This is a genomic window from Candidatus Tisiphia endosymbiont of Temnostethus pusillus, from assembly GCF_964264675.1.
Classification (GTDB): Bacteria; Pseudomonadota; Alphaproteobacteria; order Rickettsiales; family Rickettsiaceae; genus Tisiphia.
On record NZ_OZ183472.1, the window covers coordinates 770,856 to 785,065 of the forward strand.

At 33.4% G+C, this 14,210-nt stretch carries 8 protein-coding genes; 3 read left to right on the forward strand and 5 right to left on the reverse strand.

The window, feature by feature from the left end; translation table 11 throughout:
- Positions 1 to 3: 3 nt before the first annotated feature.
- On the forward strand, positions 4 to 882 hold the full coding sequence (cyoE, locus tag ACFEL2_RS03755) for a heme o synthase (RefSeq protein WP_375332377.1): 879 nt from the start codon (positions 4 to 6) through the stop codon (positions 880 to 882).
- A 284-nt stretch (positions 883 to 1,166) separates the two neighbouring features.
- On the opposite strand, the gene ACFEL2_RS03765 is transcribed toward cyoE, so the two are convergent.
- The 3 genes from ACFEL2_RS03765 to mutS form a co-directional block, all read right to left on the reverse strand.
- Positions 1,167 to 3,227, reverse strand: a complete 2,061-nt coding sequence (locus ACFEL2_RS03765; protein WP_375332278.1) for a tetratricopeptide repeat protein — start codon at positions 3,225 to 3,227, stop codon at positions 1,167 to 1,169.
- 916 nt (positions 3,228 to 4,143) lie between these two features.
- Entirely contained in the window at positions 4,144 to 5,952 is a 1,809-nt protein-coding gene (recJ, locus tag ACFEL2_RS03770; protein WP_375332279.1) for a single-stranded-DNA-specific exonuclease RecJ, read from the reverse strand.
- A 16-nt stretch (positions 5,953 to 5,968) separates the two neighbouring features.
- Positions 5,969 to 8,644 carry a DNA mismatch repair protein MutS gene (gene mutS / locus ACFEL2_RS03775; protein ID WP_375332280.1) on the reverse strand — a complete coding sequence of 892 codons (2,676 nt, stop codon included), beginning with the start codon at positions 8,642 to 8,644 and terminating at the stop codon, positions 5,969 to 5,971.
- Positions 8,645 to 9,090: 446 nt separating this feature from the next.
- Between mutS and recF the strand changes: the two genes are divergently transcribed.
- Positions 9,091 to 10,173, forward strand: coding sequence for a DNA replication/repair protein RecF (gene recF / locus ACFEL2_RS03780; RefSeq protein WP_375332281.1), 1,083 nt, complete (start codon positions 9,091 to 9,093; stop codon positions 10,171 to 10,173).
- 13 nt (positions 10,174 to 10,186) lie between these two features.
- Here recF and ACFEL2_RS03785 read toward each other — a convergent pair whose 3' ends face one another.
- Both ACFEL2_RS03785 and ACFEL2_RS03790 read right to left on the reverse strand, forming a co-directional pair.
- Entirely contained in the window at positions 10,187 to 11,227 is a 1,041-nt protein-coding gene (locus tag ACFEL2_RS03785) for a hypothetical protein (protein ID WP_375332282.1), read from the reverse strand.
- A 31-nt stretch (positions 11,228 to 11,258) separates the two neighbouring features.
- Positions 11,259 to 12,722 (reverse strand): UDP-N-acetylmuramoyl-L-alanyl-D-glutamate--2,6-diaminopimelate ligase, encoded by a 1,464-nt coding sequence (locus ACFEL2_RS03790; protein ID WP_375332283.1) that lies wholly within the window; start codon positions 12,720 to 12,722, stop codon positions 11,259 to 11,261.
- Between the two features lie 152 nt (positions 12,723 to 12,874).
- Between ACFEL2_RS03790 and ACFEL2_RS03795 the strand changes: the two genes are divergently transcribed.
- A complete protein-coding gene (locus ACFEL2_RS03795) occupies positions 12,875 to 14,209 on the forward strand; it encodes an MFS transporter (protein ID WP_341752095.1) in 1,335 nt (444 codons plus the stop codon).
- Position 14,210: the final 1 nt, after the last annotated feature.

The window sequence follows — 14,210 nt, forward strand, 5'->3', positions numbered from 1 at the left end:
GGCATGAATACTATTAAAAAAAGGTCTAATAATAGCTCAGTTATGGACTATATCCTACTCATGAAGCCAAGAGTTATGGCACTTGTTGTATTTACCAGCTTTTCCGGTCTATGGCTTGCTCCATACCCCATCCATCCATTTATAGCTTGCATCGCTATGCTTTGTATTACACTTGGAGCTGGTAGTAGTGCAGCTATTAACATGTGGTATGATAGGGATATTGATGCGATAATGAAACGTACACAAAATAGACCTCTAGTTACCGGTGTTATAGAACCACAGGATGCTTTAGCTTTTGGCGTGGTTGTGGGGTTCTTTTCAGTTTTTTTGATGGGACTTTGTGTTAATCTACTATCTGCTTTATTGTTACTAATAACCATATTGTATTATGTCTTCATTTATACTATGTGGTTAAAACGTTCGACAATGCAAAATATAGTTATTGGAGGGGTTGCAGGTGCATTGCCTCCTATGATTGGCTGGGCAACAGTAACTAATGAGATTTCACTTTTCTCCTTTTCTTTATTTATGATTATTCTAACCTGGACACCGCCACACTCGTGGGCATTAGCAATTTTTCGCTCAGAAGACTACAAAGATTGTGGTGTCCCGATGATGCCAGTGGTAAAGGGAGAATATTATACTAAAAAGCAAATTCTTGCCTATAGTATCATTATGGTTATTACTTCATTTACGCCCTTTTTTTTAGGAATAAGTAATATTGTATATTTAGTGACTGCATTGATACTGGGGCTAATTTTTTTATACTATGCTGCCTCTCTGTTTAGTGATAAAGATCATAAACAAGCTAAAAAACTATTTGCCTATTCGATATTTTATCTTTTTAGTATTTTTTTAACATTGGACTTCTCTCGAAACTAGCCGCTTGTGGATAGCAACAGAACAATAGATATCTTTCGAAACTCGCTTATGCTAGGGAATTTGTAGGAGACACGGAACGCAGAACTGCAGCGTACTAAATGTACGTGAGGATTCGAGTACCGGATCGACGCACAAATTACCAGCAGAAATAGAGTTTCGAAAGATATCTAATTTAAAAGCCGGGCTGTTTAAACAGCCCAATTTTAAAATTACCCTAAGCAACTACCTCTCCTACCTCAAAAGCTGTTAATGGCTTTGAAGTAGGAGGAATAATTTATGGGACTTTATTCTCTAGACTCGCTAGCAGCACACAAACCGAGGATATCGGCAGTATATCCTTCATTAGGAGGATAAATATAGAGTGTAGGATTCAAGTGATGAGTTTTGTATTCTTCTTGCATATCCCGACAGAATTCTGAAGATTCTTTAAAAAAAGGATAAAGCATTGAATAGAACGCATAGACTTTGCCCTCAAACCCAGTAGGGTTTGACTTCGGTATTTGCTTAATCGACTGTTGCAATTGTTCAATAATCTCTTGTCTTTTAGTAGCAGTAGCATCTGTATGTGGGTAACAATCTAGAGCTTGTACTTTCTGATATACTTTACCACCTAAACAGACCTTAGCTAAGCAATCCCTCTCTTCATCTCCATATCCATCTTGAGCAAGAATCTTAGATATCTTCATCATCCTATTAGTATCAACTACATACGTATTTTTTTCATTTTTATAAATAAAACGAAAATTCATAACTTTACTATAAATTTGTTCAGCCTTTGGTTGATCTGAAGGTAAAAGAACTCCAGCTAAATTTAGCAAAACTATCTCTTCCACAGTAGCTTCCCATATCTTTGGATCAACAGCAAGAGCCTTTTTACAAACTATTCTTGCTTTCTCCATTTTATTTGAAGACAAAAGAACGTCAGCAAGAAGCACCAAAATTTTAGGATCATCTATAGTTTTATATACATCAGGATTCTCTTTAACAGCTTCACTCAAAAGACTTTTAGCCTTATCTTTATCAATCTTATACTCGTCCTCATAATGATTAACTGACGTAATCGAGTTAGCTAACTTAGTTAACTCTTTTAAAACCCCTTCGGCAAGAGGAGTAACGACCTTAACTACGGGAGCTGTAGGAGTCTTTTCAGCAACTTCCACAACAAGTGGGATACTGGTATACGATGTTAGTAGAGATGAAGTAGGAGAAAAGTCAACGGCTTCACCCACTTTAGTATCTTTTGTAGGTGAATCTTTAGGTTTAAGTGCCTCTAATTCAGCTTTGTGTTCAGTTCTAAGTTTCTCTAATTCAGCTTTTAATTCAGCTTCGTGTTTAGCTGTAAGTTCCTTTATCTGTTTCTCCTGTTCATCAACAGTTACAACCGTCTTTAACTTAAGGGTAGATTTGTCATATTTCTCTTTATCTCTTTCAACTTCTTTTACAGCTTTCTTTACAGCTTTCTTTACAGGGGCCGTAGCAACTGTTGGATTTGGGTTGTACTTTGAAGCATAGGTAGCAGCTTTGGCAGCAACTTCTTGATCATCAACTTGCTTACTAAGGTCAACTTGCCATTTTTTAAGGATATTACAAATATCTTGACGTTGTGTAGTAAGATTATTATTTGATTTGTCTTCAAAATACTTCAAAGCTTCCTTTGGATCTTTTATTGTACTAAAGTATAGATCAAATATTTGGAAATTATGGCTATTTTCATTCAAATACTTCATTTCTGCACGAGCTTGGTCATGTTTTCCAAGCTTAATTAGTAACTGAACTTCTGTTGCAACCTTTTCTAATAAACTATTGTATTTTTTAGAAATGCTGGGTACGTCTTTTGCATTTTCACCAAGTGCTTTATATATCTCCACCCATCGTTCTAGTCCTATTATAGATTCATCTCTACCAGGAGCATAATTTTTATACGCATGTAATAAATGTGTATTATGTTCTTTAAACTCGCTTGCTCGGAAAGCACTAATAGCTTGGGACTCGTATATCTTAAATAATAATTGCTTTGTTTCCTCAGGTTTAAGGATACGATCTTCTTTGATCTCGTCATGTAAACGTTTATATTTATCCTGAGCCTCAGTATAACTGGATTGTTCGAGAGCCGTACGGATCTTTTGTATATCACCATATTGTTGATTTAAAACTCCAAGCGCATCTTGGAAATATTTAAATTTGAGTGCTAAAACAGGATCAGTACTAGTATCATTACTAGTACTCCTATCTAGACTAGCACTCTTATCTAGACTAGCACTCTTATCTGGACTAGTACTCTTATCTGGACTAGTACTCTTATTTGGACTAGATCTCTTCTGAAATATCTGAGCTATTTTAGACATAATATCCTCCTGGTATAGTTATTGTTTTCATTATTTAATTAGTAGCAGTTAGATTTTATATTATCTAAACCTGCTGCTAAACTTTAGTTGTGTTACTACACATAGAGCTGTCATCCGAGTTACGGTGGGAATGACAGCGTTTGTACTACTGGTACTCCAGTATTACATTTTAGTATGTAGAAATAGGCTCTTGCATAACTTCATTCTTGTAAGGTAATCTTATTGTCAAAATTAAGTAAGGAATTATACATATCTTGTTCCACTTATACTCCTTACTTAATTTTTTTCCAAAACTTCCTCTTTCATAATTTAGCGATACAAGACGTCTTTCAGTAGATTAAGACAGGTTTATAGCCAGTAATCAAGTAATATCAAATAACATCACGAAAATTATATTAATAACTCTAATAAATAGTAACTTTTTTGTAACTTATGATATTTTTACAAATACTTTAAGTTTTTCAGTATAGTTAACCTCAACTATTGATGTAAGACATCGGTTTAATAGCTCCGATGTCATCAACTGTTGAAAGTTAGAAGAGGAAGCGGTTTTAATATAAGGAAAAATGCATTCTTAAAGCGGCTAACGCGACTTATCTTCGAGATGGATAGGATCAAAATTGTGCCATAAAACGAGGTTAGTATGCGGTGTATGGGATAGAAATGGTATAGGTATTTGTAAACTTTCAACAGTTGTGCGTTAGATGCCGTGGCGATCTAGTGAAGTGAGGTGTAATACTGCATAAAGATTGCCGCTTCGCCGCTTTCTCGCGACTCCTGGCAATGACGATCAGCAGCCATTTTAATAGTGGTTATATAAAAAATGTACTATGATATCCTGCACCGAAGCAGGGATGACATTTTTTTAAAGCAGAAGAGGATATCCATCCTCTTAATTTTCTATAGCTAACAAATATCATATTATCAAGTCCTTTATTTGTAATTGAATAGTATTAGACTCTTTCCAACTGTTCATTTTTAATGAACCAATTACAGAAATATTATATGACTTAATATTAAGTAAAATATTTTCTATAGGACTAGATACACTATTAAACGCAATAGCATGCAGCGGTTTAGAACCAAAAGCTTCCTTAGAAGGAGCAAGCAAACATCTTATATGTTTACCACCGACTATGTCAGCTTTTAATACAAAAAGATTAGAGAATTTAAATATTGGCTCATGATTTCCTTGACCAAATGGTTCGAGTTTACTTAGCTCATCCATTAGCGGTAAATTTACACTACTTGTAGTAAGTTCCGCATCATATTCCTCACAAATATGGTCATTCTGATTACTCATATCAATCTTAAAGGCATTATTTAAGAATTCTTGCAACTCTAGTAATTTCTCTTCTAATACTGTAAATCCAGCAGCCATTGCATGCCCACCACCAGCTACAATTAACTCTTTAGTCTTGGCATTGATAATTTTACTACCAAAATCAACATTTTTGACAGAACGGCAAGAAGCCTTACCTATTCCATCATTTAAAGCTATAACTGCAACTGGTTTATTAAATTTTTCTTTTAATCTGCCAGCGACAATGCCGATAACACCGGGATGCCACCCTTTACCAACTATAAATAATGAACTATCATTTTCTTGGGTTAAAGCTATTTGAGTAGCTTCCTCTATCATTATCAGCTCTATTACTTTTCGCTCATTATTATGTTTCTCCAACTCCTGTGCAAGTAGATTTGCTTCTATGGCACATTCGGTAGATAAAAGACTAGCACCCAAGGATGATTTACCAACTCTTCCACCGGCATTGATCCTAGGCCCCAAGACAAATCCCAAATGATAACAGTTTGGTTTTTCATTTAAACCAGCAACATCACATAAAGTCTTCATACCTAAATTTTTTCTTTGACCAAGGATTTTTAATCCTTGAGCAACAAAAGCACGATTTAAGTGAATAAGCTTCATTACATCGCATACTGTTCCAAGTGCGACTAAGTCTAAATATTGCATTAAATTTGGTAGAGTATGGCATTTTGAATATACACTATTTTGTATCGAACACGAAGCTATATCGGTAAAGAAATTTTGTTTTTTTAACTCGGATAATAAGGCGGTAGCAAATAAAAATGATACTCCTACAGCAGCCAGATATTTATACTCACTTGTCTCATCAATACGATTCGGATTAACAACTGCAACAGCGTCAGGCAATATATCACTACTAATGTGATGATCGATAACTATTACATCAAGCTTTACTTGCGCTGCATATTTTAGAGCCTCATGTGCCATTGCTCCACAATCAACAGTAATAAGTAGCTCAGTAGCATTATCCTTAATTTTCTGCATAGCAGCTGGGGTCGGTCCATACCCTTCAGCAATTCGGTTTGGAACATAAATATCAGCTTCTTGCCCTAAATCTCTAAATATATTCTTAAGTAGTGATGAAGAAGTAGCTCCGTCAACGTCATAATCAGCAAATATACAGATTTTCTGTTTATTTATAATAGCTTCTATAGTCCTATCTACTGCTTTTTGCATATCAAGTAAATGAAAAGGATCTGGCAGTAAATTCTTGAGCTTAGGTGATAAAAAATCTATAGCTTGTGACAAGTTCTCTAAGCGAGGAAATAGAACCCGTGCTAGAAAATCACTGATTCCTACAGAACGACAAAGTTCTGAAACATCATCCTCGTTTACTGATCGCTGTTGCCAAATTTTTCCATTTACTGAACGTTTGGGTTCTAGTGGTACTATCATGTAAGGCAACCCTATTTTAAAAAATTAGTTTCTTTAATTTATAAACCAACTCTAAAGCTTGTCTAGGAGAGAGTTGATCGGGATCGATTTTATTAATTTCTTCTTCTAACTTATTAAATTTTATTTCTTTTTTACTCTCTACTGGTAAGTCAAATAAACTTAAATTATTTGATTCAGTGTTTAATATATTTTTGCTTTTGTACGTTGCGGTTTTTTCTAATTTTGTTAAAATGTCATTCGCCCTAATTATAACAGATTTCGGTAGGCCCGCTAAGTAGGCTACGTGAATTCCATAAGATTTATCAGCCATCCCTGCTATAATATTATGCAAAAATAATATTTCTTTCCCTAATTCCTCAATAGCCACCGTATAATTTTGCAAGGCTGGCAAAAAATTACTCATGCTGGTTAATTCATGATAATGCGTGGCAAATAAACATCGACATTTGAGATTATCATGAATATATTCCAACACCGCGAAAGCAATTGATACACCATCATAGGTGGAAGTTCCGCGACCAACCTCATCTAGTATCACTAAAGAATTTTTAGTAGATTGTGCTAAAATAGCTGATGTTTCAAGCATTTCCACCATAAAAGTCGATTGCCCTGCTTGTAAATCATCCCCTGCACCTATCCTACTAAATATCTTGTCTACAATACCTATTTTGGCACTTTTAGCCGGCACAAAACTACCAATTTGTGCTAATATAGCTATTAGGGCATTTTGCCGTAAAAAAGTACTTTTACCTGACATATTAGGTCCAGTAATTAACCAAATTCTATTAGCTTCCGATAAAGTACAGTTATTGTGAATAAAGCTTTTTTTATCATTTGATAAACTTTGTTCAACAACTGGGTGTCGTCCTTCAATAATCTCAAAACTCAAATCATTGCTTAATCTAGGTTTGACATAATTATATTCATCAGCAATATAAGCAAAATTACAAAATACATCAAGCTGACTCAAGGAACAGCTAAGTAATCGTAAAAATATAGCTTTATCAATAACTTGCTGGCATATTTTATTATATAATTCTAGTTCAAGACTAACCGCTAAACTCCTAGCGTTGACCATATCGCTTTCTAACTTTTGTAATTCAATAGTAGTATAGCGACTAGCATTAGAAGTTGTTTGTCGGTGAATAAATTTTGATGCGTACATTTTATCACTATGTCTTAGGGTAACTTCAATAAATAATCCAAGGACATTATTATGAGATATTTTTAGGGTGTCGATGCCAGTATCAAGACGATATACATTCTTTAATTTTTCTACATGGGCTTTGCCATTGTTAATTAAGTCATATAATTCTTGTATTTTAGGATGATAATGATGATTTATTATCCCACCTTCATTGATAGTATTAGGTGCATCCTCTCTAATTGCTTGATCTATTAATGAATATAACTGTTCATCTCCAGATAGAGGTTTAATTAACTTCTCTATATAATCTAGCAAATTTAGCCCATAATGGGAAATAAACGCTCCTTTTATTTCCAGTGCAGCATTTAACGTATATTTAATATTTAGCAGATCTCGCCCGCAGCCACGATTCATGGTAATTCTAGCCAAGCAACGTTCTAAATCCCCAGTTTTCTTGAGTAACTTTTTAATATTCCCTACTAGTTCAATATTTGAATAAAAAAATTCTGTGATATTTTGTCGATAATTTATTTCATCAATATCTATTAGTGGTGTAGATAAAAAGTGATATAGTAAACGACTACCAGCCTTAGTAACTGTATGATCAATAGTGGCCAGTAAACTACCCTTGGTTTTTCCTAATAAATTATTAGTAATTTCCAAATTCCGCCGAGTTGCCGAATCAATAATCATAAAATTATGGTAATTGACCAACCGAGGCAAAGGTAGCGAAGGTATATTTTGCTTTTGCGTTAGTGATAAATATTCTAAGATACTACCAATACTACTTGTTTGACATTCAGATATTTCCCCTATGGCTTTTAGATCATTGATTTTGTAAAAATCTAAAATAATTTTATGGCATTTTTTAGGAGCAAAAAAACTATCAACTTGATACGAGACACGAAAATGTAATTGGTGCTGAATACTATTAGCTAATTGTCCTCCTTGCAAATTTTCGCTAAGTAAAATCTCTTTAGGCTTAAGACGTGATAGTTCGTTGATAATCTCATTCTGCGGAATCTCTATAACTGAAATTTCTGAAGTAGAGATGTCAACGTAACAAATTGATGCTCCGTTTTTTAGTAAAACTAAACTTGCCAAATAATTAGGTTCACAAACATCAATTAAAGATTCCTCAGTAACAGTACCTGGAGTGATGATACGCGTTACATCCCTATTTACTACAGCTTTATAGCCACCACGTTTCTTTGCCTCTTCCGGTGTTTCTAGTTGATCACAAATAGCAACTTTGTAATTTTCTTCAATTAATTTATTTAAATATGTCTCAAGAGCATGATGGGGTACTCCGCACATAGCAATCTCAGAGTCTCCATTAGACCCTCTTTTGGTAAGAGCAATACCTAAAACTTGGCTGGCAAGAACTGCATCATCAAAAAACATTTCATAAAAATCACCCATTCTAAACAATAGAAGACAATCAAGATTAGCAAATTTGATGTCTAAATATTGTTGCATCATCTTTTTTGATTGATCATAATTATATTTATGGCGAAATTCTTCTAAAGACATGGATAAAGTCATGGATATATTTTAGTTGTTTGAATTAGATTTGAGTATATACTCAGGTATACCCGATGAATTTCAAGAGTTGGCTAGGCGTAGTCAAACCGTTGTTCCTACGCGAAGTCCCATCGTACCACAACGCCAACACTTGAAAGGCGAAGGGTATAGAACTTCAAGAATTAAGGTCATCGTACCCTAAATATCACAACGCACAGCTAGCTCTTCTTGAAGTTATTATCGTCTACCCACTCTTGAAATTATATACTCTTCTGCTTTGAAGAATTGTTTTTTGAAAATATCATGGATTCGCATGCGTAATTATACTATATGTACACCTAGCATGCTCACTATTCATTTTCAAATCCAATTCTTCAAATCATTTGAGTATAGCAGTATATGTTTAGATTCAAAAGAGCTTTTGATTTTAATTGATTAGGTTTTTTTCTCACTATTTCAAATAAGTTATGCATAATATTTATCTACAAAAATTAAAATTACTAAATTATCGTAATTTTCAGAATTTAGATATTAGTGCTGGTAATAATCCTGTTATACTAATAGGGGGGAATGGTAGTGGAAAAACTAACATTTTAGAATCAATATCACTATTTTCACCTGGTAAGGGTTTGAGATCAGCTAAATTAGATGATATTTGTCAAAGGGGAGAAGATCATTGCTTAGCTTATGCGTTATTACACAGTAAACTTGGCTTAGTTGAAATTTCAACGAATTTAAAGCGTGAATCTAATAGACGTTTTACGGAATTTAACGGTGTTAAAATACAAAATAATGAACTAAGTAAGTTCTCTGCTATGATTTGGCTTACACCCCAAATGGAAGGTATTTTTTCTTCCGGTATTAGCGATAGACGTAAATTCTTTGACAGGATTGTTTATAACTTTAATCCATCGCATGCAGGAATAGTTAGTAAATACGAATATTATATGTATGAACGTAGCAAAATACTAGCACAAGAGCAAGTGGATACAAATTGGCTAAGAGTGGTTGAAGAAAAAATGGCAGAATTATCAATTGAGATCGCTATTAATAGGCTAAAAATTTTAGAACATATGCAAAAAGCTATCTCAGATTTGGATAATGATTTTCCTAAAGCTATTTTATCAATTAATGGGGTGATAGAAGATATAATATTAAAAAATTCTGAAATAGATATTGATTTTATAAAAAATGAGTTAGTGGTATCTCGTGCTCGTGATAAGATATCTAATAGAACTAATTTTGGAGTGCATAAAAGTGATTTTGTAGTTATTCATAAAGGAAAAAATGCCTTAGTTAAACACTGTTCCACCGGTGAACAGAAAGCTATGCTCATTGCCATAATACTTGCCCAAGTTAATTATTCTATTAAAGAAAACATTGCTATGCCTATTTTGCTGTTAGATGAGGTTTTTGTACATCTTGATAACAAAAGGAGGCAGTACTTAATTGATTCCTTCCTAGAATTAGGATTACAACTATGGGTGACTGCGACTGACTTAAATGGCATAGAATCTTTAACAAAAAAAGCAGAATTAATAAAATTATAGGATGAAATTTCTCTTATTTAATTTTAAGGCAATGCTTTAAAACCTGATCACGGCGTTCTAATATAGCATTAAGGTAAGAATTATTTAAAAAATCAGAACCTTTTGCTGCTATAAAAATCTTTCTAAGAAGAGGTAAGTCTAATTTTTTTATAGCTTTTATAGTGTCATCATAACATTGTGTTGGATAAGATATTATAAAACTGTTATCAAATGCATGATACTGACGCCATAGGTTATTTTGATAAATAACAAACCGCAAAGGTTTGTTATAAGACTGAAAATTTTTGTAAAAGGTATGAGGTATTTGTTTTTTAAATCTTTGTTTTAGCTTTTCTTCATTAGGGAGATCAATAACCTCTGCTTTATCAAAAGGAAATGGTTTGTCCCAATCATTGGTATTTAATTTATCACTATACAGCACTCTAACAAAGGGAAGTTCACCAAGCTTAACATATTGGCGATTACGAATTCCTGAATTATCTATGGCAATAAAATATGTTTTATTAATATCTTTAAATATTAATAAATTATGTGATCCAGAATCCCACTGCCCAAAAATAAAGTAAAAAGTTCGTAGGTTCATTTGATCTTCTATGGGAACCTCTTGAAGAGCTTTTTCATACTCTTCAGGTACTAAAGGATCAATTTTAGTATCAATGTAAAGTTGCAAAGACCCTGTCATTCCATTAATTTTACGCATTACCGTTGGAGGAATATGAGGGAAACCTAGAATTAGAGAAGCTTGATACGCTGCTACTTCAGCTTGTGCATCTCCTAAATCATCTGCAGGTAATTTTTTAAATACAGCTTTTACCTGATCATCTAAAGTAACTAAAAAAACTTCTCCATTGAATTCCGCTTTTTTACCTTTCTCTGTGAGAAACTTTCTCATAGGTTCTATATGGTGTATTGTAGATGTTTTAAGTAATTTTGAGATATCAACTTTTTTCCATGTTTCTGGATGGTTAAATGGAGTGGCATATACAGAATGTATAGTTAATAAGGATGGTAGAATTATATAGAAGGAGACTAAGAATATTCTAAAAATTTGCATATAATTTTATTATTATTTGATATTTTTTAATTCAAAATCTTTTTCTGCTTTGTAGAGCTTCCTTGGCTATATCGAAATCGCTAAAGGGTAGTTTTTTATTACCGATTATTTGATAATTTTCGTGACCTTTGCCGGCAATCAGCAAAATATCATCTTCTTGTAGATTATTTATTGTTTCAATAATTGCAATTTTTCTATTATTTATTTCTATAAAACTATTAGTGATAGCTATAATAGCTTGTATAATTTGCTGCCGTATGAATTTTGGCTCTTCGTTCCTCGGATTATCATCAGTGATAATAACCTCATTGGCAATTTGTGCCGCAACTTGCCCCATTAATGCTCTTTTACCACTATCTCTATTCCCGCCACAACCAAAAATTACTTTCAATAACCCCTTATTTAATTTTATTTTTTTTAGTTCTAGCAAGCTTTTTTCTAAGGCATCTGGAGTGTGAGCATAGTCTATAAAAATATTGCTATTAGCTACTCTCTCTAAACGCCCTTTAACTGCTTTAATTTGTGGTAATTTCGATATGACTTGTTCAAAAGGAAAGCCAGTCAAATGCACCATCATAACGGCAATCAGCAAGTTGGTTGCTTGAAAACTACCAACTATATCGGTAGTAAAATTATATTTCTGCCTGTTATAAGTACAAATTGTCCTGTCGATAATTTTCAGATCACCATTCATACCAACGGTTAAGAATTTTATATTACGTTCCTGTAAATAACTTTTGATATAATCTAATTGTTCTATTTCCGAGTTTAGTACAGCAACTCCTGTCTGCGATAAATTATCTGTAAATAATCTTAGCTTGGCTAAAAGATAATTATCCATATTCTTATGATAGTCAAGATGATCTTGACTAAAACTAGTAAAGCAGGCAGCATCTACTTTTATACCAAGTAATCTTTGTTGTTCTAGACCATGGCTAGAAGCCTCAAAAGCTAGATATTTTGTGCCATTCTCAGCTAGCTTATGTAGAATATGCCTGAAAGTTACAGGATCAGGAGTAGTAAGAGCCGGGGATTCGTCTAAAATTTCTTGGATGCTTGTTAAATCCAAACCACCCGAAGATTCTACGCCAATGGTCCCGATAGAACAGCTGGGTACTCCTAGTAATGTGTATAGTTGCCTACAATAGGATACTACCGAGGTTTTACCGTTAGTACCAGTAGCAGCTACCATATATTGTGGTAATAAAGGGTAGAGAATATTAGCAGCTTGGCTTAGCGCCACCCGTGCATCACTTACAAGCGTTATATGTACACCATTAGCGATAATGTTAGGGTTTTTTAAACTTTCAGCATCATCGGTAATAATGAATTTTACTCCTTTGTTTATTACATCATCAATAAACTTATTACCATCCGAACTTGCTCCTTTAATGGCGAAGAATAGACTAGTTGATTTAACTAGTCTAGAATCACAACATAAAATATTAGGTTCAATCTGAGAGGTAATTTTTAAATAGTCAAATAATTTTTGCAATTTAAATATAGCCTAATTAGTTTTTATGTGTATGTTTACCACGTATATACTTAAATCATTTGAGAGTATACCAATTCTTGAAATCATAGCAGTATATAGTAGCCCATGTAAAGCTAGTAGATAATTTTTTGATAAGAAATTTAGGGTTTCTCATGAAAAAGAAAGATTTATCAATTTTAATAGGTAATAGTCTAGATCATTTTGATACGGCTATTTATAGTTTTCTTGCTCCAATTTTATCAATAATCTTTTTCCCCAAAGACGATCCTATAGTTGCTTTGATCTTAACTTATAGCGTACTAGCAACTTCAATAATTACTAGACCAATTGGGGCAATAATTTTTAGTATAATTGTAAAAAAACGAGGAGCAGCTTTGGCTCTATCCTATTCATTAATAGGCGTTGCTGTTACTACTATGTTAATAGGAGTTATACCAACTTATCAAATGATTGGCTGGTTCTCACCATTGATGCTGCTCATTATTCGAATGATGTTAGCAATTTTTGGTGAAGGAGAACATTGTATTGCCAAATTGTATATTGTAGAAAATAAGACGCAAACTCAAGGAGTGAAAGCATCCTATCTATACGAGTTATCAACAATGTTTGGACTTATTATTGCCTCTTTTGTTAGTACAATTCTGATTAGTTCTAATCATCATGAATATTGGCGTTTATGTTTCATATTAGGAGGGAGTACAGGGATTGTAGGGGTTTATCTTAGACGTTATTCCAATATATCTCAAAGAGCAATAGAACAAGAATCCTATATAGCTAACTTGACTAACATTATGCCAAATTCACAAACGTCATTGCAAGAAGCTACTTTAGTAGCAATGAAAAAATCTAGAAAAATGAGGAATGGATTGCTTCATGGGCTTACTCTTGCTTGCAATGACTTTGTTAGCTATATATCAAATGTGATATTGAATAATAAGTGCAATATTCTGCGTGTGTCTATAGTTAGTGGCTTTTCCTATATGACATATGTGATACCTTTTGTCGTGATGAATAGTTTTATACCTCTTATTACCTCTATATCTTTGGAGAGGATGATGACGTTTAATACAATCTTATTAATTATGGATGCAGCAATGATTCCAATAATAGGGTCTTTGGTTAAGAAATATCGTCCTACAAATGTAATGATCATCAGTACTAGCATTTTATTTATTAGCATAGTACCATTATGGTTATATATGTCTGACGCTTCCTTATGGTATATTAATTTTGTCCGTTTGTGGATTATTACATTAGGGGTAACTTTCTTATGCCCACTAAATTATTGGCTTAATAGTCTATTCCATGGTTCAGATAAATATATGTTGGTTAGTATTGGTGATGCTATAGGTACTTCAATATTTGGAAGATTTACTCCCTCAATATGTATAGCTCTCTGGCATTTTACTGGTTCTTCTATATCTATAGGAATTTACATTGCAATGATTACTTTAGCTACTATATGGGCAGTGAGGAGTATACCATGAA

Excerpts from the sequence above, each read along its gene's own strand:
- mutS (WP_375332280.1), bottom strand. The coding sequence starts at position 8,644 with ATGACTTTATCCATGTCTTTAGAAGAATTTCGCCATAAATATAATTAT.
- ACFEL2_RS03765 (WP_375332278.1), bottom strand. The coding sequence starts at position 3,227 with ATGTCTAAAATAGCTCAGATATTTCAGAAGAGATCTAGTCCAAATAAG.
- ACFEL2_RS03795 (WP_341752095.1), top strand. The coding sequence starts at position 12,875 with ATGAAAAAGAAAGATTTATCAATTTTAATAGGTAATAGTCTAGATCAT.
- cyoE (WP_375332377.1), top strand. The coding sequence starts at position 4 with ATGAATACTATTAAAAAAAGGTCTAATAATAGCTCAGTTATGGACTAT.
- recF (WP_375332281.1), top strand. The coding sequence starts at position 9,091 with ATGCATAATATTTATCTACAAAAATTAAAATTACTAAATTATCGTAAT.
- ACFEL2_RS03785 (WP_375332282.1), bottom strand. The coding sequence starts at position 11,227 with ATGCAAATTTTTAGAATATTCTTAGTCTCCTTCTATATAATTCTACCA.
- recJ (WP_375332279.1), bottom strand. The coding sequence starts at position 5,952 with ATGATAGTACCACTAGAACCCAAACGTTCAGTAAATGGAAAAATTTGG.